Source organism: Martinezella rhizogenes, from assembly GCF_007002745.1.
GTDB classification, from domain to species: Bacteria; Pseudomonadota; Alphaproteobacteria; order Rhizobiales; family Rhizobiaceae; genus Agrobacterium; species Agrobacterium cucumeris.
The window spans coordinates 36,460-59,469 of the sequence record NZ_SGNY01000001.1 but is presented as its reverse complement, the minus strand read 5'-3'; the positions used below and the strand labels follow the sequence as shown (position 1 = coordinate 59,469).

Sequence of the window (23,010 nt, the reverse complement as noted above, 5' to 3'; positions counted from 1 at the left end):
GACTTGGGCTGTCTGGATTCCCGCTCGAGGCCGGAATGACGGAAGAGATGGGGGGCCTTCTTAAACAACCCGTTCCGGCAGCAGCGCCTCAAGCCCGGTAATGTCATCAAAGCAATAATGCGCATCCGCACCGAGGCTTTCGCGTGAACCGGTTCCCGTCAGAACGGCGATGCGCAGGCCCGCCCCCGCATTTTTCGCCATATGCAGATCGTGGTTATTGTCGCCGACAACAGCCACACGTTCCGGCGGAAATCCGATCGCCTCGCAGAAACCGAGAACCATGCCGGGCTGCGGCTTGGTGCCGTAACCGCTGTCATAACCCGCGACGAAATCGACATCGCTCTCGAAACCGAAGCGGATGGCCGTCTGGCGGATGGAATTTTCATTGTCGCTGGAGGCGATGCCGAGCTTGTAGCCGCGTGCCTTCAGCCTTGCGAAAAACGCCTTGAGATCGGTGACGGGCACGGATTTATCGGCGGCCTCGGTGAAGAGCCGGTCGAGGCGCTGCGTCAGTTCGACAACATCGCAGGGCGAGCCGGCGGCGACCAGACCGGCGGCGATTTCCGCCGTGTTGCCGGCGGCGAGCAGGCTGTCCGGCACCACGTGGCCGGTGATCGGGTCCATGCCGCAAGCGATGAGAAGCCGGTCGGCAAGTGCCGCGTCGCCCTTGGCAGCAATCGCCGCAAGTTCGCGGTTCACCGGTCCCCAGCTGGCGTCATAACCTAAAAGGGTTCCGTCCTTGTCGAAAAGCACAGCGGCGATCGACGGCGTCGCATCAACTTCGATATCCGCTACCATGAACCGATGGCACTCCGCGGTTGCAGCTTGGCCGAAACGGTAAGCGGGTTGATATAGGGTTCCAGCGCCTTGACGGTGGAGGACAGCGCGCCGCGCATATCCTGAATGACCCGGTTGCCGGCATCGATCATCTTGTAACGCTCATTGTCGTTGACCAGCAGATAATGCACCGCCTTGGCCAGCATCTCCACATCACGGATGATACGACCGCCGCCGGCGCGGATGAGCTTCTGATAGGCCTCGCGGAAATTCTGCACATGCGCGCCCGACAATACGGCGCAGCCGAGCATGGCCGGCTCCAGCGGGTTTTGCCCGCCTTCCGCCGTGAGCGACCGGCCGACAAAGGCAAGCTCGGTCAGCCGCAGGTAAAGCCCCATTTCGCCGATGGAATCGCCAAGGAAAATATCGGTTTCCGGCGTGATCACGTCGTTGCGGCTACGGCGCGCCACCGTCAGTCCCATGCCCTTCAGCATGGCTTCCACATCATCGCCACGCTCGGGATGGCGCGGCACGATGATGGTCAACTGGCCGTTACGCGACTTGATCGCCGCATGCACGGTGGCGGCGGCCTTTTCTTCGCCGTCGAAGGTGGAGATCGCCGCCCAGGTCTTGCGATTGCCGACCTGCTTGCGATAGGTCTCCAGCAGCGCCTCGTCACAGGGCGGCGGGTCGGTATCACCCTTGAGATTACCCGATATCACCACCGGCCAGGAGCCGAGATCGCGGAAGCGTTCGGCATCCAGATCAGATTGCGCAACCACCAGCGCCAGCTTGGAAAACAGCGATTCCGCAATATCGTGACGGTTTTTCCAGCGGTCGAAGGAACGGTCGGACAGACGGGCATTGACCCGGATCTGCGGAATATGCCGGCGCTCAAGCTCCATCATCGTCACCGGCCAGATTTCCGATTCAGCTGTTATGGCAGCATCCGGCGCCCAATAGGTGAGGAAGCGGTTGACCGCGATCTTGATGTCGAGCGGCACATATTGGTGGATCACATCGTCGCCAAGCCGCGTACGGGTCAGTTCGGCCGAGGTAACGGTGCCGGTGGTCAGCAGCACGAAAATATCGCGTTTGCGGATTTCGCGGATCAGCGGAATGAGGGCAAGTGTTTCGCCCACGCTTGCGGCATGGAACCAGACGAGCGGCCCACGCGGGCGCTCGGCGCTGGCATAACCGAAACGTTCGAAGCGGCGGCGCTTGTCTTCCTTGCCCTTCGCAGCCCGATAGGAAAGATAGGGTCGGGCAAAAGGATAGGCGGCGATACCGGCGATCCGGTAACCCGAAAGAGCGAAACGTGCGATACGGCTGCTCATGACATTCTGCCCTTGATCATTCCGCGCAAAGCCTGCCCCTGTTCTTGTTGTTGTCGCCGCCTACTTCTTCTTAAATTGCGTCATTTTTTATCATCGGAAACGAAAGCGCGATCACATTTTCTCGTGCCGGAGCTACCGGCCTGCGTTGAACGGCAGGAATCACGGAAAAGCTCGCCTTCACCCAATAGTATTACAACGCAAGGGCAAAAGGACTCAATTTTTGTCGTCGGGATTGAGAAGACGGTGCATATGCACGATAAAATAACGCATATGGGCATTATCGACCGTCATCTGCGCCTTGGACTTCCATGCCGTAAGGGCAGAAGCATAGTCCGGATAGATGCCGACGATATCGAGCGCATTCAAATCCCGGAACTGAACATCCTGAAGGTTTTCAAGTTCGCCGCCGAAGACGAGGTGCAGCAGCTGTTTCGGTTTGCCGGATTCCGTCATGTCTTTATCTCTTTCTTAAACGCTGAGAGAGGCCTTCATCTGCGGGATTTCCGGGCAAACGTCAACCGTCGGAAACGTGTGAAAACGCTTTCAAAAGTGCGGGCAGCGCATAATCTGCTGCGGCGCACAATGCGGGGTGGTTCACCTCACGGCGATTATACATCAGAGGTTTTCCATCGAGGCCGACAAGCTGCCCGCCTGCCCTTTCCAGAATGAGGTCGGCAGCCGCCAAATCCCACTCGTGGGAATTGGCCTTGACCAGCGTCCCGTCGATACGGCCATCCGCCACCATGGCCAGCCGGTAGGCGAGCGACGGCACATGCGGAATGCGCTTGACGCCGGCGCGCACCTCCTCCGGCAGATAAGCGATCACATCTTCGGGCGCCGCCAGGTGGAAGATGCCGGCATTTCCGCGCGCGACGGAAATGGCCTGGCCGTTCTTCAGCGCCTGGCCGCCTTCAATCGCCGTGAATTCCTCGGCAAGCGCCGGGGCAACAAGGACCGCGACGACCGGACGCCCCTCATGCACCACCGCGACACTGACACACCAGGTATCCCGGCCGCCAATGAAGGCGCGGGTCCCGTCGATCGGATCAACCACGAAAACGGTGGAGCGGGACAGCCTGTCGGCATCATCATCCGTTTCTTCCGAAAGCCAGCCATAATCCGGCCGGGCGGAACGCAGGATGGTTTCGAGAATTTCGTTGGCGGCGTAGTCGGCCGCGCTGACCGGCGAAAGCCCGCCATTCTTCCACCAGACCTCGGGGTCCTTGCGGAAGAAACCGAGAGCCGTCTCGCCAGCCTTGCGCGCGGCTTCAAGCACCAGCCGCAAATCAGAGGCCCAGCGGGCCTCAGCCATATCGTTCATTTTGCCGTCTTTTCCGCGCGCCTCAAACGGCGCGCCTGTTTTTCTCTTCGCACTTGCACATAAAGTGCCGGCGAAAACAACCCGCAGGCTGGGTTACTTGCCTGCGATCGTCATGCCTTCTATCGCCAGCGTCGATGCGGCGACGCCATATTTGCGGTCGATATCATTGGCCGGCGTGACCCGCATGAACATGTCCTTCAGGTTCGAGGCGATCGTCACCTCGGAAACCGCAAAGGTCTTTTCGCCGTTCTCGATCCAGAAACCGCTCGCGCCGCAGCTATATTCACCCGTTATCATGTTGGCGCCGTGGCCAATCAGTTCGGTGACGTAAAAGCCTGACCCGACCTGTTTCAGCAAATCCTCCGGCGAAATATCGCCCGGTTCCAGCGCCAGATTGGTGGAGGCCGGCGAGACGGAGGTGCCACCGCGCACGCCGCGGCCATTGGTTTCAAGGCCAAGTTCCCGCGCCGCCGAGGTGGACAGGAACCAGTGCTTCAGCACGCCGTCCTCGATCATCGTCATCTTCTCGCCCCTTACTCCTTCACCATCGAAGGGACGCGAGGATGGGCCGCGAACGATCTGCGGATCGTCGGTCAGATAAAGACCCTTTTTCAGAACCTGCTGGCCCATCTTGTCGCGCAGGAAGCTGGTCTTGCGGGCAACCGAGGCGCCGTTGATCGCACCGGCGATGGCGCCGACGAAACCGCGGGCGATACGGGGATCGAACACCACCGTGATGTTGCTGCCGGTATCGACCTGACGCGGGCCGATGCGCCGCACGACTTTTTCACCGGCACGGCGGCCGATTTCTTCGGCTGCATCCAGATCGGCATAATAAAGGCGGCTGTCGAAATCGTAGTCGCGCTCCATCTTCGTGCCTTCGCCGGCGATGACGCTGACGGAGCGGCTGAAACGGCTGCCCATATAGCTGCCGGAAAAACCGTGCGATGTGGCAAGCACGAGACCGCCCATGCCGCTTGATGCGCCGGCGCCGGAGGAATTGCTGACACCCTTGACGGCAAGTGCTGCCTCTTCCGAAGCAAGTGCCGCCTCGCGCAACTGATCGGACGACACCTCAGTGGCGTCAAAAAGTTCGAGATCGTCATAGGAAGTCGCCAGCCGTTCCTTGTCCGCAAGGCAGGCAAAGGGGTCTTCCGGCGAGACCTTGGCCATCGCCACCGCCCGCTCGGCCAGTGTCTTCAGATCAAAGCCCGGATTGGCCGAAACGCTCGCCACCCGGCGGCCGACAAAGACGCGCAGGGAAAAATCGTCGCTTTCGGACGATTCGGTGCTTTCCACCTTGCCAAGCCGCACACCGACCGATTGCGAGCGGGAGCGCACGACAACGGCATCCGCCTCATCCGCGCCGGCGGCACGGGCAAGATCGACAAGTTCGCTGGCGCGATCGAGAAGTTTGGAAGAATCTATTTCTGAGGACATGAGTTGGCCTTTCATTCCTGTTCCATTTATTGTGCCAGCAACCCCGCATCAAGGGCGAAACGCCGCTTTCTCCATCGGCAAGGCTCTGTCGCCACCATATTCGAAAGTCCGCCCGCATGACCGAGCACGACGCTCTCTTTTCCGAACCCTTGCTGCTTCTGGCCGGAGCGGTCATCGCGGCCTCGATTTTCCGCAAGCTCGGCCTTGGCACCGTGCTCGGCTATCTGGTGGCCGGCATCATCATCGGACCGTTCCTGCATCTCGTCACGGATGCGAAGGACATCTTCAATGTCTCGGAACTGGGCGTGGTTTTCCTGCTGTTCATCATCGGTCTGGAACTGAAACCATCGCGTATCTGGCAGATGCGCCGCGATATTTTAGGCCTCGGGCTGGCGCAGGTGCTGGTGACGGGCAGCGTGCTGGCGGCGATTGCCTGGTGGGCGGGGCTGATCGATGCGCGCGGCAGCCTTGTCGCCGGTTTCGGCCTTGCGCTTTCCTCCACCGCCTTTGCGCTGCAAATCCTCGAAGACGACGGCGACATGAACACGCGGCACGGCAACCGCTCGTTTTCGATCCTGCTGTTTCAGGATCTCGCCATCGTGCCGCTTCTCGCCCTCGTCACCATTCTTTCCAACCGGCCGGATGTCGCGTCGGACTCGATGGTTTACGATCTCGTCGCCTCGGTCGTTGCGGTGGCCGGCATGGTGCTGGCGGGGCGCTTCCTGCTGACACCGATGTTCCAGATCATCGCCCGCACGGGTGCGCGCGAAGTGATGATCGCGGCGGCGCTCTTCGTTGTCATCGGCGCTGCCGCCATCATGGAAGCTGTCGGGCTTTCCATGGGCATGGGGGCGCTGCTGGCGGGACTGATGCTGTCGGAATCCTCCTACCGGCATGAGCTGGAAGCCGATATCGAGCCGTTTCGCGGGCTGTTGCTGGCGCTGTTCTTCATGGCAGTCGGCATGTCGCTGCATGTCAACATCGTCTATGAGCATATTGTCCTCATCCTGATCGCCGTGCCGGCAATGATGGCGGTCAAGGCGGCGGTGATCTACAGCCTTTGCCGCATTGCCGGCTCTTCGCGTTACGCATCGAGCCGTATCGCACTGCTTTTGGCGCAGGGCGGCGAATTCGGTTTCGTGCTCTTCACCACGGCCGCGGCTTCCGGACTGTTTCCACAGGCGACCGCCTCGATCCTCGTCGCCGTCGTCACGCTTTCCATGGCGCTGACGCCGCTTCTGGCGGTGATATCGCGCCGGTTGACGGCGGAGGACGCCGCCGAAGACACGCTGGACGAAGATTTCGACGGGGCTGGCGCGGATGTGCTGATGATCGGCTTTTCACGCTTCGGCCAGATCGCCTCGCAGATCCTTCTCGCCGGCGGGCGCGACGTCACGGTCATCGACAGTTCCGCCGATCGCGTGCGTCAGGCCGCACGTTTCGGTTTCCGCATCTTTTTCGGCGACGGCACCCGCAAGGATGTGCTGATCGCCGCCGGCATCGAACGGGCCGATCTGGTGGCAGTCTGCACCCACAAGAAGGAAGTGACCGACCGCATCATCGACATGATCCAGTCGGAATTTCCAAGCGTGCGCATCTATGCCCGCTCTTATGATCGCGTGCACTCCCTCGATCTCAGGAAAAAGGGCGTGGAATATGAACTGCGCGAGACGCTGGAATCCGGCCTGCTATTCGGGCGGCGTATTCTGGAGGGGCTGGATATGGACGGCGAGCGGGCGCTGGCGATCTCCGACGATATTCGCGAACGTGACGAGGAGCGGCTGCAGCTTCAAGCCGTGGAGGGCCTCGCTGCCGGCCGGCAGATGCTGCACAACAAGCCGGTGCGCGAGGTGAAACCGGAGCCGCTGATGAAGCCGAAGAACAAGGCGGAGAAACGCGAAGAGGAAGAAGAGGATTTGGAGGACAGCGAGACGGAAGTGTCGCTGTGATTCCGCTTCAAGCCAGTGACGGGGAGCGCGCCGCTTGTTTCTTCTCCCCGCCGGGGAGAAGACCGCGGCAGCGGGATGAGGGGCAAGGGTCGAGATATTCGGCGAGCTAGCCCCCCTCATCCGACCCTTCGGGCCACCTTCTCCCCGGCGGGGAGAAGAAATACGTGGCACCCGCTCGCTCCCGAATACTCACGGCGTAGCGCTCAGGCCTCCACGCCCTGCCCGCGATGAAACAGCTCCACCTGCATTTCGATCTGCCGTTTCAGATCGTCCTTGATGCTGGCGGAGGCATTCAGAACCTCTTCGGACTTCAGGAAATCCAGCACGCCGAAACGGTGGACGGGCGGACGCAGGAAGATGTGGGGTGGGCGTAATCTGAGTTTCAAGGCAATCGCCGCCTGCATCATCAACTGGCTGGCGCCGAACAGGCTGTCCAGACGGTTCGGCATGGTGGTGCCGTCTCCTTCCGGGCCGCCAACCACATCGACGCCGATGACGATATCGGCCTTATCCAGCAGATGTTCATAGGGGACAGGATTGAAGATGCCGCCATCGATCATGATGCGGCCATCGATACGCACCGGCATGAACAACGCCGGAATAGCGGCGGAAGCCGCCAGCGCCTGAATGATCTCGCCGGTTTCCACCACCACTTCGGTCTGGGCGTAATAATCTGTCGTTATCACCTTCAGCGGGATGGCAAGCTCCGAAAAGTCCTTCGGCAGGGCCTGCGGCATCAAGGCGTGCAGAATGAGTTCGAGATTGAACTGCCCGAGGCGAAAACCATCGACCGCATGGCGCATCGATGCCGGGCCGAGGCTCCAGAGACGGTTTGCCACCGAGCCTTTGCGCCCCATGAGTTCGAGGGTGTATTCGCGGATTTCCCGGCCGCTCATACCGGCCGCCATGCCCGCGCCGATGATGGAGCCGATGGAGGAGCCGGAGAGTGCTACCGGCTGGATGCCGAGTTCGTCGAAGGCCTCGACGACGTTGATGTGGCAGATACCGCGCGCGCCACCGCCGCCGAGCGCCAGTCCGAATGTCGGCTCATGGCCACCCGCGCCGGCGCCTTCTAGGACATCTTCCCCGGCACGCACGATCGTGACGCTTTCGTTTACACCCTGCTCCATGCGAATACCCAAATTCTTTTCGCAGAAAAAATCCTGCCTATTGCGCAAACAAGACAAGACCGTGGCGTGACGGGAAGGCCTTCCCGTCAGGGTTCGTAGCGGTAGAAATGCATTTTCGTGTCGCCGAAGATACGGCTTTCGAGCAGTTTGAACGCCGCATCGACGGTTATTGCAACATCGCCGCGCTCTTCCAGAATGGCGAGCGCGCCGGGTGTCAGCCAGCCGCCGGCGTGGGCTGCGGCAAAAGCCTTTTCGCCATGGCCCTGCCCATAGGGCGGATCGGCGAAGAGCAGATCGAAGGGCTCGATATTGTTGACGCCGCCCAGCTTGGTGGCGTCACGCCGCAGGATGCGGGCACGGCCGTGCAGCCCCAGCGCATCGATGTTCTCCCAGAGCAGCCCCCTGCCCTCGACGCCATTTTCGACGAAGAGCGCCACACGACAGCCGCGCGACAGGGCTTCCAGCCCAACCGCCCCGGTTCCGGCGAAAACATCCAGAACGCGCGTACCGTCAAGACTTTCCGGATAGGCATGGCTCAGAATGTTGAAGAGGCTTTCCCGCGTCCTGTCGATGGTCGGACGAATGGAATTTGTTTTCGGCGCGGCCAGATTCCGGCCGCGGAACTCACCGCCTACGATCCGCATTACGTGTCATTCCCCTGCCACCAGAAGGTTTGCCACCCGGGCCTTTGCCACCCGGCTTGCCGCCGCCGGGGCCATTACCACCGGGGCCTTTACCTTTACCCGAAAAACCCGAACGTTCGCCACGCTCGCCCGATTTGCCGAAGGACGGCTTGCCCGATGCGGGCCTGCCGCCCGGCTTTCCGCCACGCGGCTTGTCGCCGAAAGGTCGCTCGCCGCGTGGACGATCGCTGCCGGAACGATCCCCCTCTTCGCGCGGCTTGTCACGGAACGGACGTTCGCTGAATGGCTTTTCACCACGCGCCGTACGATCACCAAAACTCTTCTCGCCACGCGGACGGTCGCTGCGTGGGCGATCACCATCTTCGCGGGGCCGGTCGCGGAACGGACGGTCACCGAAGGGCTTGTCGCCGCGCGCGGGACGATCACCGAAGCTCTTTGCGCCGCTGCGCGCCGGGCGCTCGCCACGCGGGCGGTCGCCATCTTCGCGGGGGCGATCCCGGAAAGGCCGGTCGCCGGATGGTTTACCACCAAAGGGTTTGCCGCCGCGTCCACCGCGATCGCCAAAGCTCTTTTCACCGCGTGCCGGGCGTTCGCCGCGGCCGTGGCCACGATCATCCTCACGGGTGGGTTCGGAGCGGATCCATTCACCTTCGTCGTCGGCATGGCGCACGACGCTGCGACGCGCCTCTTCCTGGGCGGACGGCTTCTTGAACAGGTTTTCGGCTTCGGCACGGGCGGACGACTTGCGCTCCTTGCCGTCACGCGTTGGCCTTGCGCCGGGCGCCATCCAGACATTGGCCGTCCGGTTCGTGCCCGCCGGCTGGCGGGGGCTGCGGCGCTCTTCGCCATCATCCTCGTTGCGGCCCTTGCCACCGAATTTCCCGGCAGGCTTTGCGCCGAACTTGCCCGCAGGCTTGTCGCCACGTTTGGTGTCCAGACGTCCGAGCGCCTTTTCGCGGCGGTCTTCCGGCTTTCCGGCTGCCTTGTCGAAACGCGGCCTGCCTTCCGGCGCATCGCTCTTTGCCCATTCGGACTTGGCGCGTTTGGCCGGAGCTTCGTCCTCGTCATCAGCGGATGTATTGTAGATCGGCGCGTCGAAATTGGCACCGGCCTCTTCGATCAGGCGCGGGCCGAGCTGATCGCGCAGCATGCGTCCGCGCACTTCCAGCACCTTGCCCTCGGGCAGATCACCAAGCTGGAACGGACCATAGGAGATACGGATCAGGCGGTTGACCTCGAGACCAAGCGCGCCGAGCACGTTCTTGATTTCGCGGTTCTTGCCTTCGCGCAGACCCATGGTGATCCAGACATTGTGGCCCTGGGTACGGTCGAGCGTCGCGTCGATCGCGCCATAAAGCACACCGTCGACGGCGATGCCGTCCTTCAGCTTGTCGAGTGCGGCCTGATCGACCTCACCATGGGCGCGCACGCGGTAACGGCGCAGCCAGCCGGTGGTCGGCAATTCCAGCACCCGGGAAAGGCCGCCGTCATTGGTCAGCAGCAGCAGGCCTTCGGTGTTGATATCGAGACGGCCGATGGAGAGCACGCGCGGCAATTCACCCGGCAGATTGTCGAAAACGGTCGGGCGACCTTCTGGGTCGGAGTTGGTCGTCACCAGGCCGGCGGGCTTGTGGTAAAGCCACAGGCGCGTGCGCTCGGCACCGCGAATCGGCATGCCGTCCACTTCGATCTTGTCCGAAAGCGTGGCGTTGACCACCGGGCTATCCAGCTTGACGCCGTTCAGCGACACGCGGCCTTCCATGATCATGCGCTCAACATCGCGGCGCGAAGCAACGCCAGCGCGCGCCATGATCTTGGAAATACGCTCGGGCTTGGTGCCGAGGACGGCTTCCTGCGCCGGCGCAGCCTTGGCTTCCGCCGGTTTCTTTTCGCGCTCTGCAGCGGGTTTGCCGGGGCCTTTCGGCTTGTTGTCGCGGCTAAATGTCTTGCCGCCGTCACGCTTCGGCTTGTCTTTAAAAGTCATTTGCTGTTTGCCTGTTGTTTGGGCTGTCCTATCAGGTCCAAGCACAAGGGTTAAGAGGAAATTGAAACGCAATGGCCGAAAGGACGCATTTCATGGAACTGGCGCTTTCGGAAGCCCGTGCCGCGGCTGAGCGGCAGGAGGTTCCGATCGGTGCCGTACTGGTTCTGGACGGCCGGGTCATTGCCAGTTCCGGCAATCGCACCCGTGAATTGAACGATGTGACGGCGCACGCCGAAATCGCCGTGATCCGCATGGCATGCGAGGCGCTGGGACAGGAACGCCTGCCCGGTGCCGATCTTTACGTAACGCTGGAGCCCTGCACCATGTGCGCGGCGGCGATCTCATTTGCTCGCATTCGCCGTCTCTATTACGGCGCGCAGGACCCGAAGGGCGGCGCGGTGGAGAGTGGCGTGCGCTTCTTCAGCCAGCCGACATGCCACCATGCGCCGGATGTTTATTCGGGACTGGCGGAAAGCGAAAGTGCTGACATTCTGCGGCAGTTCTTTCGCGACAAACGTCTCGAGGAGTAAGCGGCGAGCGGGAAAGACAAAACTCCCCGCCAGCCATCAGCCGTTTTTTTACTGGCCAGTTTTTACTGGAAAGGGTTCCACCAGCTCTTGCCGGTGTTTGCCACGGCCGCTTCTTTCTTGCGGCGCTTTTCCTTCTTCTGTTCCGGCTCGCCAAGATCGGTCAGCTGATCCTGCGGAACACTGCGATATTCAGCCGGCGGATCGGTGAGGAACCGGCGCTGGGCGTTGACGACAGAGCCACCCTGAGCGTCGGCCTTGGCCTTGCGGAAGGCTTCCCACTTCTGGCTTTCGGTCATCTGACCGGCCGTGCCGTTGCCGGCAAGCAGTGGCGAGCGGTAATGCGGGTTGTTCTTGTTGGCATCCGCTTCGTCGCGCAGGCGTTCGCGGGTTTCTTCCGGCGATTCGACCCATTGCGGATTGGATTCGCGGTTGGCCATGTTCTGCTGCGGCGAGGCCAGCTGTTCGGCACGGGACTGGGCCGGAACAACGAGGCCGGGGCGCGGGCTGTATTTAAGGTTGCGCTTTTCCTGGTCGTTGCCGGTGATCGAGGTCGCGTTGCCGAGATCGTCGACAAGCTGTTCCGCCGCCGTCTTACCTGTACCGTAGGTCGGGCTGGTGCAGGCGCCGAGCAACACGCCTATAGCGGTGATGCCAACAACCGTGCGAAACATGCCCAAACCCTGCGCATTACCCTGCATCATATTCATCGAACCCTTCCAGCCGTCCGTCCCACTTTGCCAGACATCGTCTTTCGGCAGGCAGCAGCCCGCATTGCCGTGCAAATCCGGCCATTTTCAGGCAGGTGTACCGGATGAAGAGGCAAAGCGCAATTCATCCGGTTATTTTCCTCGCGCATCGGCCCGAAACCGAAATCGGTTTCGAAAAGAACGATGCGCAGCTTGAAATCATGCCAGGGCGGCAAGCTCGCGCAGCGCCGCGGCATCGCGGGCCGATACGTCAGGATATTGCGGATCAGAACCGACATCGGTGGTGATGCGCCAGGAGCGGGCGCATTTTGCACCTTCCGCCAGCTTCTGTTCGACAACGACCTTCGCCACTTCCGGCAGACGGAAGCCATCGGCCGGGCCTTCATCGCCCACCACCGAGATGGCCGAGGTGATGCAGATTTCGGCGAAATCCTGCCCCTTCAGCGCCGCCAGAAGATCGGCATCGGCGATGTGCACGACGGGAGCAGCCTCGAGCGAAGAGCCGATGCGCTTTTCACGGCGCTCGACTTCCAGGGCGCCGGTCACGACCGTGCGAACCTTGCGGATCTTGTCCCACTTGGCTTCAAGAGCTTCGTTCTTCCATTCCGCCGGGATTGCCGGGAACTGGACGAGATGCACCGATTCCGCATCCGGATAACGCGACAGCCACGCTTCTTCCGTCGTGAAGGGCAGCATGGGCGCCAGCCAGGACACGAGGCAGTCGAACAGCTTGGCGATGACGGACAGCGAGGCCCGGCGCTTCAGCGACGACGGCGCGTCGCAATAAAGCGTGTCCTTGCGGATGTCGAAATAGAAGGCCGAAAGCTCGACATTCGAGAAATCGACCAATGCGCGGGCGATCTTCTTGAATTCGAAACCGTCATAACCTTCGCGCACGACCTTATCCAGATCGGACAGGCGGTGCAGCACCAGCTTTTCCAACTCCGGCAGATCGTCATAGGCGACCTCCTCGCCCTCATAATGGGCGAGCGTGCCGAGCATCCAGCGGATGGTGTTGCGCAGCTTGCGATAGGCATCGACATTTGTCTGGATGATGGCCTTGCCGAGGCGCTGGTCATCCCAGTAGTCCGTTGTCATGACCCACAGGCGCAGGATATCGGCGCCGGCGTCCTTCATGACTTCCTGCGGCGAGACCACGTTGCCCTTGGACTTCGACATCTTCTCGCCCTTCTCATCCATGGTGAAACCATGGGTGACAACGGCGTTGTAAGGCGCACGGCCGCGTGTCGCGCAGCTTTCCAGCAGCGACGAATGGAACCAGCCGCGATGCTGGTCGGAGCCTTCGAGATAGACGTCCGCCGGCCACTTCATGTCCGGGCGGTCTTCCAGCGTGAAGGTGTGGGTGCAGCCGCTATCGAACCACACGTCGAGGATATCCATGACCTGCAGCCACTTGTCGTGGTCGTGGTCATTACCGAGGAACCGTTGCTTGGCGCCTTCAGCGAACCAGGCGTCAGCGCCCTCGGCCTCGAAGGCCTCGAGGATGCGGGCATTGACGGCTTCATCGACCAGAACTTCACCCTTTTCGTCGGCGAAAACGGCGATCGGCACGCCCCAGCTGCGCTGGCGCGACAGAACCCAGTCGGGACGACCTTCGATCATGGCGCGCAGGCGGTTCTGACCGGAGGCCGGAACGAAGCGGGTCTGGTCGATGGCGTCAAGCGAACGCGAACGCAGCGTCGTGCCGTCGCCCAGTTCCTTGTCCATATAGACGAACCATTGCGGCGTGTTGCGGAAGATGACCGGCTTCTTGGAGCGCCAGCTATGCGGATAGCTGTGCTTCAGACGGCCACGGGCAAACAGGTTATTGGCAGCGATCAGCGCCTTGATGACGCGGTCGTTGGCATCGCCCTTCTTGCCGTTATCATCCATGACGCGGGCAGCGCCTCCCTCGGCGGACGGGCCGAAACCGGGAGCGTCTTCGGTGTAGAAACCGTCATCGCCAACCGGGAACGGGATGGCCGACGAAACGCCACGCGCTTCCAGCTCGCGGTGATGCGCGGTCCAGACATCAAAGTCCTCACGGCCATGGCTCGGCGCGGTGTGAACGAAACCCGTACCGGCATCATCGGTGACGTGATCGCCATCGAGAAGCGGAACCGGGAAATCGTAGCCGAGCGACGCCAGAGGATGGGCACAGGTGATGGCGGCCAGTTCTTCGGTTTTCACATCGCGAACAAGCTTGAAGGTCAGCTTCGCCTTGGCCGCTGCCTCATCGGCAAGCTTCTTGGCGAAGATCAGCTTTTCACCCGGCTGCGGGCCAAAATCGTTCTGCGCGCTTTCGACTTCGAACAGGCCGTATTCGACCCGCGAAGAAAACGCGATGGCGCGGTTGCCGGGGATGGTCCACGGCGTCGTTGTCCAGATGACGACGGATACGTCGGAAAGACCGGGAACCGCATCCTTGACCGGGAATTTCACCCAGATCATGTCGCTCTCGACATCCGCATATTCGACTTCGGCTTCCGCCAGCGCCGTGCGTTCAACCACCGACCACATGATCGGCTTCGAGCCACGATAGAGCTGGCCGGTGCGGGCGATTTTCAGCAACTCGCCGGCGATGCGCGCTTCGGCGTGAAAGTTCATCGTCGTGTAGGGGTTTTCGAAGTCGCCCTCGATGCCGAGACGCTTGAACTCTTCCGACTGCACCTTGATCCAGCCGGCCGCAAACTCACGGCACTCCTTGCGGAATTCGTTGACCGGAACCTCGTCCTTGTTCTTGCCCTTGGCGCGATAGGCTTCCTCGATCTTCCATTCGATCGGCAGGCCGTGGCAATCCCAGCCCGGCACGTAATTGGCGTCGTAACCGCGCATCTGGAACGAGCGGGTGATGACGTCTTTCAGGATCTTGTTCAGCGCGTGGCCGATGTGGATGTTGCCGTTGGCATAGGGCGGGCCGTCATGCAGCACGAATTTTTCGCGGCCGGCGGCGGAGGCGCGCAGGCGCTTGTAAAGGCCCATCTCCTGCCAGCGCTTCACCGTTTCCGGTTCTTTTTGCGGCAGGCCGGCGCGCATCGGAAAATCCGTCTGCGGCAGATAGAGGGTGGCGGAATAGTCGAGTTTTTCTGCGGTGTCGCTCATAATCGTACCGTTGTTGCGCGCCGTGTCGGTCGCGCCGTCTCAATTCAAAACAGGGCAAATACGGAAAGCGCCATGACAAATGTCATGACAAGCGCCAAAATCCCGGACCTTCCGGCTCGTCAGAGCGGGCGGAAAGCCGGGCCAATAATTCGGCCAATCTGAGTTTTAAACATCAACCGGTATTGGGACATGGCGGATTGTTTATGCGGTTTTCCAGTAAAAAGGAAGAGAAAAGCGACAGCAATCGGGGCCGGAATAAGGGTCTGTCGACCCTTTCAGCTCAAAAGGCGATCTTGGCGTCCAGTTCGCTCAGCGGCCGCACGCCCGACAGCATCGCCCTTGCCTCTTCCTCGTCGCGCCTGATCTGCGCCACCAGCGGTTCGAGACCGTCAAATTTCAGCTCGTCGCGCAGATGGCCGAAGAAGGATACCGAACAGACTTCGCCGTAGAGATCTCCCGAAAAATCGAAGACGAATGTTTCAAGCAGGGCCGCGCCGTTTTCCGTGACGGTCGGGCGGTAACCGAAGCTTGCGACGCCATCACGGATCGAACCATCGGGACGGCGAAACCGCACGGCATAGATGCCCGCCTTCAGTTCCGTCTCCGGTGCCAGCGCCATGTTGGCGGTGGGATAACCCAGCGTGCGCCCGAGCTTCTTGCCGTCTATGACTTCACTTTCCACGGTGAAACGATAGCCAAGCAGTCCGGCAGCGCCCGCCACATCGCCCTCGCACAGAAGCGAGCGGATACGGCTGGAGGAGACGACATCGGCCCCCTCGTCGCGGAATGCGTCCACCAGCGTCACGTCGAAATCGTGGCGCTTGCCGGCAGCCATCAGAAATGCCGGACCACCTTCGCGGCCCTTGCCGAAATGGAAATCGAAACCGGTGACGACAGCGCTGGCGCCCAGCCAGTCGACCAGAATGGATTGAACGAATTCTTCTGCCGAACGCTGCGAAAATTCCCGGTCGAACGGATATTCGATGACGGAGCGGAAGCCGATGGCCTCGAGAATGCGCGCCTTCAAAGGCGCGGGCGTGAGGCGGAAGACCGGCACGTCAGGACGGAAGACGGAACGCGGGTGTGGTTCAAAGGTCAGCACCAGCGCGGGCACGCCACGGGCTTCCGCCAGTTCCAGTGCCCGGTCCAACACGGCGCGGTGGCCGCGATGCACGCCGTCGAAATTGCCGATCGCGATGACGCCGCCGCGAAGATTGTCCGGCAGCGGCTCCTTTTTTTCATTGCGATGAAAGACGGTCATGGCATTCGATCCATTGTTTTCGCCAGCTTAGGCCAGATGTTTCTCAGGCAAGGCGGGGCATCCACCAGCCGGGAGCGGCGCCCTGCCCCTTGAGATAGGCATTCAGCAGCGCCTCGTCCGTCTGGCCGTTCAGCGTATATTCGGCGGCGTGAATGCCGCCGCTGATATAAAGAAGGTTGAGACCGCTCGCAATCGCGCCCTTCACATCTGTCGGCATGCCGTCACCGATAGCGAGCACGCGATCCTTGGCGAAGGTGCCGCGAACTTCCCTGGCCGCAGCAAGGCAGGCTTCATAGATCGGCGTGTGCGGCTTGCCGGCAATGCGGACTTCGCCACCGAGCTGTTCATAATAAGCGGCCATGGCGCCAGCGCAGGGAATGATGCGCTCGCCGCGCTCCACCACCAGATCGGGATTGGCGCAGATCATCGGGGCTTTACGGGCAATGAAGCCCTTCAGCATTTCGGTATAATCCTCGGGCGTTTCCGTCTCGTCATCGAAGAAACCGGTGCAGACAACGGATTGTGCCTCCGTCTCGCCAACCCGTTCGACATCGAGGCCTTCCAGCAAGGGCATGTCCCGCTCCGGGCCAAGCAGGAAGACTTTTTTCGGGCCTTCCGCAATCAGTCCGCGGGTGACATCGCCGGAGGTGATGATGCGGTCATAGGCTTCATCCGGCACGCCGAGAACACGCAGCTGGGCGATGACACCGGGAGCCGGGCGCGGGGAATTGGTGATGAGCACCACCGTCTTGCCGGCCTTGCGCGCGTCCTGAAGCGCAACTGCGGCATCCGGGAACGCGTTGACGCCATTGTGCAGCACGCCCCAGACATCCGAGAGAATAACGTCGAACCCATCAGTGATTTCGCCGAGGGTGAGAATGCGATGGGCCATAAGAATGCTTTCCGGATGCGAGAAAAGGGTGTGCGTGACATGGCAAAGCAGGACGCCGATGGCAAGGAAAAAAGCGGTGTCGAGCCTGCCTGCAATCCACCCGCCACCGTGCGGACATAAAACCCAGTTAGGCCCGAAACGATGAGGCGTTGGCAAAAGGGTTGGTTTTCACCCGCCGGTCAGCGCCTGGGAAATTTCTGTCATGGAACGCTGATAACCATAAGCCATGAAATTTTTCCGACAGGCCGTTCTTGACTCAGGCAGAAGGCCTCCTTATCTCGGCTTCGCTGGCACTCAAACAAGAAGAGTGCTAACACCCATCACGCGAGCCTCTGAAGGTTCGTGAAGTCATTTGATCGAGGGATTAGGCAATGACAAGCACCAATTTCCGCCCGCTTCACGATCGCGTCGTCGTTCGTCGCGTTGAATCCGAAGCCAAGACCAAGGGCGGCATCATCATTCCCGATACCGCCAAGGAAAAGCCGCAGGAAGGCGAAATCGTCGCCGTCGGTTCCGGCGCACGCGATGAGTCTGGCAAGGTCGTCGCTCTCGACGTCAAGGCTGGCGACCGCGTTCTGTTCGGCAAGTGGTCGGGCACCGAAGTCAAGCTCAACGGCGAAGACCTTCTGATCATGAAGGAAGCCGACATCATGGGCATCATCGGCTGATCTGGCCGAACCCGTCCTTCCTTAAATTTCAAGCCGGACCCGTTCCGGCCATTCGAAACCAGGAGTTTTGAACATGGCAGCCAAAGAAGTAAAATTCGGCCGCACAGCGCGCGAAAAGATGCTCAAGGGCGTCGACGTTCTTGCTGATGCAGTGAAGGTAACCCTCGGCCCGAAGGGTCGTAACGTCGTTATCGACAAGTCCTTCGGCGCTCCGCGCATCACCAAGGATGGCGTTTCCGTCGCCAAGGAAATCGAACTGGAAGACAAGTTCGAGAACATGGGCGCACAGCTCGTTCGCGAAGTTGCCTCCAAGACCAACGACATCGCCGGTGACGGCACCACCACCGCAACGGTTCTGGCCCAGGCCATCGTTCGCGAAGGTGCAAAGGCAGTTGCTGCCGGCATGAACCCGATGGACCTGAAGCGCGGCATCGATCTCGCCGTTGCTGAAGTCGTCAAGGACCTTCAGGCCAAGGCCAAGAAGATCAACACCTCGGAAGAAGTTGCACAGGTCGGCACGATCTCTGCAAACGGCGAGCGCCAGATCGGCCTCGACATTGCTGAAGCAATGCAGAAGGTTGGCAACGAAGGCGTCATCACCGTCGAAGAAGCCAAGACCGCTGAAACCGAACTCGAAGTCGTCGAAGGCATGCAGTTCGACCGCGGCTACCTGTCGCCCTACTTCGTGACCAACCCGGAAAAGATGGTTGCGGACCTCGAAGACGCCTACATCCTCCTGCACGAAAAGAAGCTCTCGAACCTTCAGGCCATGCTGCCGGTTCTCGAAGCTGTCGTTCAGACCGGCAAGCCGCTCGTCATCATCGCTGAAGACGTCGAAGGCGAAGCTCTTGCAACGCTCGTCGTCAACAAGCTGCGTGGCGGCCTCAAGATCGCTGCCGTCAAGGCTCCGGGCTTCGGCGACCGCCGCAAGGCCATGCTGGAAGACATCGCCATCCTGACCGGTGGTACCGTCATTTCCGAAGACCTCGGCATCAAGCTCGAAAACGTTACCCTCGACATGCTCGGCAAGTCGAAGAAGGTTTCGATCTCCAAGGAAAACACCACGATCGTTGACGGCGCCGGCCAGAAGTCCGACATCGAAGGTCGTGTTGCCCAGATCAAGGCACAGATCGAAGAAACCACTTCCGACTACGACCGCGAGAAGCTGCAGGAACGTCTTGCCAAGCTCGCTGGTGGCGTTGCCGTTATCCGCGTTGGCGGTTCGACGGAAGTCGAAGTGAAGGAAAAGAAGGACCGCATCGACGACGCTCTCAACGCGACGCGCGCTGCCGTTCAGGAAGGCATCGTACCGGGCGGCGGCGTAGCTCTGCTGCGTTCTTCCACGAAGATCTCCGCCAAGGGCGAGAACGACGACCAGGAAGCCGGCATCAACATCGTGCGCAAGGCTCTGCAGGCTCTGGTTCGCCAGATCGCAGAAAACGCCGGTGACGAAGCTTCCATCGTTGTTGGCAAGATCCTTGACAAGAACGAAGACAACTACGGCTACAACGCCCAGACCGGCGAATATGGCGACCTGATCCAGCTCGGCATCGTCGACCCGGTCAAGGTTGTTCGCACGGCTCTGCAGAACGCAGCTTCGGTTGCTTCCCTGCTGATCACCACCGAAGCCATGATCGCTGAACTTCCGAAGAAGGAAGCTGCGATGCCGGCAATGCCGGGCGGCGGCATGGGCGGCATGGACTTCTAATCAGTCCTGTCACTGAAATTAAGAAAGGGCGGTCTTCGGATCGCCCTTTTTCGTTGCCGCCCATGCCTTTTTAAAAAGTCCGGCGTCGCGAACGCACCGGACGGGCGGCATGGACTTCCAATCAGTCCTGTCACCGGAATGAGGAAAGGGCGGCCTTCGGATCGCTCTCTTCCCTTAAAATTTCATAGGAAAGACTGTCATGCGGGATGGTATAATATCTTCTCGCGCGGGATGACCGGCACTGGCTCAAAATATTGTCTCTTTTTGAGACAGCGGCTAATTTAGCCGACTTGTTTTCGATGACCCATGCAATAATCGGCCATCAAGAAAGGCGAATCACCATCGCTGGCAGACCGAATTTCCGCTTCATCAAGCCTATAAGTGCGACGATTAGTTGTCTTTTTTCATATATTTCGCGATTACGATGAAGGAATACATAATATTTTTGATTTTCTCACTAAGCGGTTGTTGTAGGTGGAAGAAAATAAACTATAAGTCACCCCCCATAAGGGTGCCGCGACTGGATGCAAGCATTGAAGGGGTTTCAATGCCTGGCAAAACGTCCGACTGCGGATGGCGGTGAAAATTCGACCTGGCGGCGAAGCTTGGAAACAGCGGCGCCGGCACGATGTTCATGCGGGGGCGCGATTTGTTCGAAATATCAAGACGCAACGATGCTCTGCCTATGGCCGCGGCGACCATGCCCGATCCGCGAACCCTGTCGCATTTCTTCATTTCAGAGGAATGGAACAGTGATCTTTCGAGCGGCGTCCTCCGGCTTGGTGAACACGCGTCTTTCATGCACGGCCTGCCGCCGGGCGAATGTGGTCTGCTCAGTCTGATCCGCTGTTATGATCGCGGCGACCATGCCCGTGTGCTGGAGCTTTTCGAGCAGGCTTCCACCGCAGCCTCGCGTTTCTGTTTTTCGACCGGCGTCTCCATCCTGCCCACAATGCGGCAGCCGGTCATCTGCATGGGCGAATCCTCCGGTTTCGAAGAGGGTCAGCAGGGCCGGATTTCCGGGCTGTTCCTGTTTCCGCGTTTCGAAGATATTCGCTTCGCCGCCTAAACAGTAACATCACGCGACTGAGCTTCGTTCACAAAATGAAGACAATTTGTCTTCTATTGTTCATCTTTATGGGCGGATGAATTTCGGCCATTGATATTTCCAGACATTGCCTTGCAGCTAACCGGCGAAACGCCGATCATCTACCGGAGATATCCATGACCAGCAGCCAGAACGTTCTCGTTCTCATCGCCCGCATTCTGCTTTCCTTCATTTTCATCTATTCCGGCTTCGGCAAGCTTACCGATGCCTCCAGCACCGCCGGCATGATTGCCGGTGCAGGCCTGCCCGCCGCCGCAATACTAGCCTATCTCGCAGGTCTCTTCGAACTCCTAGCCGGCCTTGCCATCCTCGCCGGCTTCCAGACGAAGATCGCCGCCTGGGCGCTTGCCGCCTTCTGCGTCTTCACCGGCCTGGTTTTCCACAGCGGCACCGTTGCCGTTCCCGGCTGGCCTGACCCGGCTCTCGGCTGGATCAATGCACTGAACGGCATCATGCTGATGAAGAACATCACCCTTGCCGGCGCTTACATCCTGCTCGCCGCCTTCGGCCCGGGCGCCTATTCCGTCGACGCCAAGCGCGGCGCGGCTTTGGCCCACGCCTGAGCCGAATAAAACAACCAACAAAAAAGCCGCCGGAGCGATCCGGCGGCTTTTTTTGTTTTCAATCTCAGAGCGCCGCTTTTATGCGCGAGGCAATCTCGTGAACCGCCGCATCATTCTCATGCTCCGGTTTACGGGCGCGGACGAAACAGGCTTCCGAGCGAACGATGATGCCGTCCGAGAGGATTTTCAGGTGGTTGGCCTTGAGTGTCGAGCCGGTGGAGGTGATATCGACAATGATATCCGCCTGGCCTGCGGCCGGCGCGCCTTCGGTGGCGCCGAGACTTTCGACGATGCGGTAAAGCTGGATGCCATGCTGGCGCGAAAAGAACTGCTGCGTCAGCCGCCAATATTTGGTGGCGATCGCCAGTCTCCGGCCATGCCGGGCGCGGAACTCAGACGCCACATCGCCAAGATCGGCCATGCTGTCCACATCCAGCCAGATTTCCGGCACCGCGACCACGACGTCGGCATGGCCGAAACCGAGGCGGGCGCAGAATTCCACCTGCGCATCGGCGTTGGTCAGCCCCTCGCGCACAAGGTCCTCACCCGTGACACCGAAATCCACCGTGCCAGCGCCGATTTCGCGGGCGATCTCCGAGGCCGACAGATAGGCGATCTCGATATCATCGCGTCCTTCGATGCGGCCGCGATAGGAGCGGTCATTGCCGACAGGCGCGACTTTCAACCCGGCGCGTTCCAGAACGGCAGAGGCATCTTCTTTCATCCGGCCCTTGGAGGGCAATGCGATGGTGATCATGGCTTATCGCTCCCGCGCACCACTTCGATGCGATCCAGCCAGAGCGAAAAGCCCACGGCCGGGATTTTTTCCTGCGCGCCGAGCAGGGTCAGCAACCGGTCGAAACGGCCACCACCGGCCAGCACGCTATCGCCGCCCGCTTCCACCACCTCGAAGACAAGGCCGGTATAATAATCGAGTGGACGACCGAAGGCCGCGCCATAGGTGACGGTTTGGAGATCAACGCCGGCATTGGCGAGCGCCGCGACACGTTTGTCGAAAGCGGAGAGCGCACCGTCGAGCTTCAGCTTCGCCTTTGCGGCAAAATCGCCAAGGACCTGCGAGGCCTGCGGCAAGGGTGCCTGAAGGGCCAGGAACTGTTTTAGCAGCTCGAAACTCTCATCCGGCAGCCGCGTGGCCGCGAGCGCCAGTTTCTCCCGCAGACGGCGGGCGATTTCCTGCGGCGAGCGGCTGGCATTGGTGGAATAACCCGTCTCCTGCATCACCGTATCGAGATAATCGACCAGCACAGTCTCGTCACCCGTCGCCAGCAGGCCGGCGACGCGGGCGTCAAGCCCCGTCATGGGCTTGGGATGCACGAGGCTTTCCAGCAGCGCGTCCAGCTGCGCCATGTCACCAAAGGCCTGCACCAGCCGCTTTTGCCAGCCGAGCGGCAGACCGAGGGCAGCAACCACCGCCTCGAATACCTGCTGGTCGCCCAGCGTGACGGCCAGCGACCGGCCCGGCAGCAGGCGCTGCAGAATGCCTGTCGCATCGATGACGGCACGGGCATCGGCGGCGGCGATATCGGTATCGCCGAGATCCTCGATACCGGCCTGATAAAACTCGTTGGCTCCCTCACGGCGCTGGCGGAAGACTTCACCGAGATAGGAATAACGCTTCGGCGTGCCGGTCGCCGTCTCGATATGACGAAGGCAGACCGGAATGGTGAATTCGGGGCGCAGGCACAGGCTCTCACCCGTTTCGCTCTCCGTCATGAAGATACGGCGGCGCAGATCCTCGCCGGCCATATCCAGAAACGGTTCGGCGGGCTGGATGACCGGCGTGTTCACACGGCTTGTGCGGCGCGCGGCGAATTCTTCCAGTAGCTCTCCGGAAAATTCCGGCATGTCGATCAGGGGCATCGTCAACC

General features: G+C 60.7%; 21 protein-coding genes. 7 read left to right on the top strand and 14 right to left on the bottom strand.

Annotation, left to right across the window (positions count from 1 at the left end; all coding sequences use genetic code 11):
* Nucleotides 1-60 precede the first annotated feature (60 nt).
* From EXN68_RS00285 to EXN68_RS00265, 5 genes are all read right to left on the bottom strand, one after another.
* Nucleotides 61-798, bottom strand: a complete 738-nt coding sequence (locus EXN68_RS00285; protein WP_142839178.1) for an HAD family hydrolase — start codon at nucleotides 796-798, stop codon at nucleotides 61-63.
* On the bottom strand, nucleotides 792-2,114 hold the full coding sequence (gene waaA, locus EXN68_RS00280) for a lipid IV(A) 3-deoxy-D-manno-octulosonic acid transferase (RefSeq protein WP_110757256.1): 1,323 nt from the start codon (nucleotides 2,112-2,114) through the stop codon (nucleotides 792-794). Before waaA ends, EXN68_RS00285 begins: the two co-directional genes overlap by 7 nt.
* Before the next feature lie 213 nt (nucleotides 2,115-2,327).
* Nucleotides 2,328-2,567: a DUF4170 domain-containing protein gene (locus EXN68_RS00275; protein ID WP_046800695.1), complete on the bottom strand. Its 240-nt coding sequence runs from the start codon at nucleotides 2,565-2,567 to the stop codon at nucleotides 2,328-2,330.
* Nucleotides 2,568-2,628: 61 nt separating this feature from the next.
* Entirely contained in the window at nucleotides 2,629-3,435 is an 807-nt protein-coding gene (locus EXN68_RS00270) for a 3'(2'),5'-bisphosphate nucleotidase CysQ (protein WP_142839177.1), read from the bottom strand.
* Between the two features lie 93 nt (nucleotides 3,436-3,528).
* Nucleotides 3,529-4,875 carry a TldD/PmbA family protein gene (locus tag EXN68_RS00265; RefSeq protein ID WP_142839176.1) on the bottom strand — a complete coding sequence of 449 codons (1,347 nt, stop codon included), beginning with the start codon at nucleotides 4,873-4,875 and terminating at the stop codon, nucleotides 3,529-3,531.
* A 116-nt stretch (nucleotides 4,876-4,991) separates the two neighbouring features.
* On the opposite strand from EXN68_RS00265, the gene EXN68_RS00260 reads away from it, so the two are divergent.
* Nucleotides 4,992-6,824 (top strand): monovalent cation:proton antiporter-2 (CPA2) family protein, encoded by a 1,833-nt coding sequence (locus EXN68_RS00260; RefSeq protein WP_142839175.1) that lies wholly within the window; start codon nucleotides 4,992-4,994, stop codon nucleotides 6,822-6,824.
* 203 nt (nucleotides 6,825-7,027) lie between these two features.
* On the opposite strand, the gene EXN68_RS00255 is transcribed toward EXN68_RS00260, so the two are convergent.
* The 3 genes from EXN68_RS00255 to EXN68_RS00245 all read right to left on the bottom strand — a co-directional run bounded on the left by EXN68_RS00255 (nucleotide 7,028) and on the right by EXN68_RS00245 (nucleotide 10,582).
* Complete coding sequence (locus tag EXN68_RS00255; protein WP_142839174.1) at nucleotides 7,028-7,954, bottom strand: patatin-like phospholipase family protein; 927 nt, start codon at nucleotides 7,952-7,954, stop codon at nucleotides 7,028-7,030.
* An 86-nt stretch (nucleotides 7,955-8,040) separates the two neighbouring features.
* Nucleotides 8,041-8,598 (bottom strand): 16S rRNA (guanine(966)-N(2))-methyltransferase RsmD, encoded by a 558-nt coding sequence (gene rsmD, locus EXN68_RS00250; RefSeq protein WP_142839173.1) that lies wholly within the window; start codon nucleotides 8,596-8,598, stop codon nucleotides 8,041-8,043.
* Nucleotides 8,579-10,582 (bottom strand): pseudouridine synthase, encoded by a 2,004-nt coding sequence (locus EXN68_RS00245; protein ID WP_142839172.1) that lies wholly within the window; start codon nucleotides 10,580-10,582, stop codon nucleotides 8,579-8,581. The genes rsmD and EXN68_RS00245 overlap by 20 nt, the downstream gene beginning before the upstream one ends.
* A 71-nt stretch (nucleotides 10,583-10,653) precedes the next feature.
* On the opposite strand from EXN68_RS00245, the gene EXN68_RS00240 reads away from it, so the two are divergent.
* Nucleotides 10,654-11,112, top strand: coding sequence for a nucleoside deaminase (locus EXN68_RS00240; protein ID WP_142839171.1), 459 nt, complete (start codon nucleotides 10,654-10,656; stop codon nucleotides 11,110-11,112).
* A gap of 62 nt (nucleotides 11,113-11,174) precedes the next feature.
* On the opposite strand, the gene EXN68_RS00235 is transcribed toward EXN68_RS00240, so the two are convergent.
* The 4 genes from EXN68_RS00235 to EXN68_RS00220 all read right to left on the bottom strand — a co-directional run bounded on the left by EXN68_RS00235 (nucleotide 11,175) and on the right by EXN68_RS00220 (nucleotide 17,074).
* Nucleotides 11,175-11,819 (bottom strand): hypothetical protein, encoded by a 645-nt coding sequence (locus EXN68_RS00235; RefSeq protein ID WP_161991135.1) that lies wholly within the window; start codon nucleotides 11,817-11,819, stop codon nucleotides 11,175-11,177.
* A gap of 198 nt (nucleotides 11,820-12,017) precedes the next feature.
* Nucleotides 12,018-14,921, bottom strand: a complete 2,904-nt coding sequence (gene ileS / locus EXN68_RS00230) for an isoleucine--tRNA ligase (protein WP_142839170.1) — start codon at nucleotides 14,919-14,921, stop codon at nucleotides 12,018-12,020.
* Nucleotides 14,922-15,201: 280 nt separating this feature from the next.
* Nucleotides 15,202-16,182, bottom strand: a complete 981-nt coding sequence (locus EXN68_RS00225; protein ID WP_142839169.1) for a bifunctional riboflavin kinase/FAD synthetase — start codon at nucleotides 16,180-16,182, stop codon at nucleotides 15,202-15,204.
* A gap of 43 nt (nucleotides 16,183-16,225) precedes the next feature.
* A complete protein-coding gene (locus EXN68_RS00220; protein ID WP_142839168.1) occupies nucleotides 16,226-17,074 on the bottom strand; it encodes a TIGR01459 family HAD-type hydrolase in 849 nt (282 codons plus the stop codon).
* On the opposite strand from EXN68_RS00220, the gene EXN68_RS28040 reads away from it, so the two are divergent.
* The 5 genes from EXN68_RS28040 to EXN68_RS00195 all read left to right on the top strand — a co-directional run bounded on the left by EXN68_RS28040 (nucleotide 17,066) and on the right by EXN68_RS00195 (nucleotide 21,121).
* Entirely contained in the window at nucleotides 17,066-17,194 is a 129-nt protein-coding gene (locus tag EXN68_RS28040) for a hypothetical protein (protein ID WP_271044298.1), read from the top strand. The genes EXN68_RS00220 and EXN68_RS28040 overlap by 9 nt on opposite strands.
* A gap of 251 nt (nucleotides 17,195-17,445) precedes the next feature.
* Nucleotides 17,446-17,742 carry a co-chaperone GroES gene (gene groES / locus EXN68_RS00215; RefSeq protein WP_003522946.1) on the top strand — a complete coding sequence of 99 codons (297 nt, stop codon included), beginning with the start codon at nucleotides 17,446-17,448 and terminating at the stop codon, nucleotides 17,740-17,742.
* A gap of 73 nt (nucleotides 17,743-17,815) precedes the next feature.
* Entirely contained in the window at nucleotides 17,816-19,450 is a 1,635-nt protein-coding gene (gene groL / locus EXN68_RS00210; RefSeq protein ID WP_046800686.1) for a chaperonin GroEL, read from the top strand.
* 634 nt (nucleotides 19,451-20,084) lie between these two features.
* Nucleotides 20,085-20,519, top strand: a complete 435-nt coding sequence (locus tag EXN68_RS00200) for a hypothetical protein (protein ID WP_142839167.1) — start codon at nucleotides 20,085-20,087, stop codon at nucleotides 20,517-20,519.
* Nucleotides 20,520-20,674: 155 nt separating this feature from the next.
* On the top strand, nucleotides 20,675-21,121 hold the full coding sequence (locus tag EXN68_RS00195) for a DoxX family protein (RefSeq protein ID WP_142839166.1): 447 nt from the start codon (nucleotides 20,675-20,677) through the stop codon (nucleotides 21,119-21,121).
* Between the two features lie 64 nt (nucleotides 21,122-21,185).
* On the opposite strand, the gene hisG is transcribed toward EXN68_RS00195, so the two are convergent.
* Together hisG and EXN68_RS00185 are read right to left on the bottom strand one after the other, a co-directional pair.
* Complete coding sequence (gene hisG / locus EXN68_RS00190; protein ID WP_142839165.1) at nucleotides 21,186-21,878, bottom strand: ATP phosphoribosyltransferase; 693 nt, start codon at nucleotides 21,876-21,878, stop codon at nucleotides 21,186-21,188.
* Nucleotides 21,875-23,002 (bottom strand): ATP phosphoribosyltransferase regulatory subunit, encoded by a 1,128-nt coding sequence (locus tag EXN68_RS00185; RefSeq protein ID WP_142839164.1) that lies wholly within the window; start codon nucleotides 23,000-23,002, stop codon nucleotides 21,875-21,877. The genes hisG and EXN68_RS00185 overlap by 4 nt, the downstream gene beginning before the upstream one ends.
* Nucleotides 23,003-23,010 lie beyond the last annotated feature (8 nt).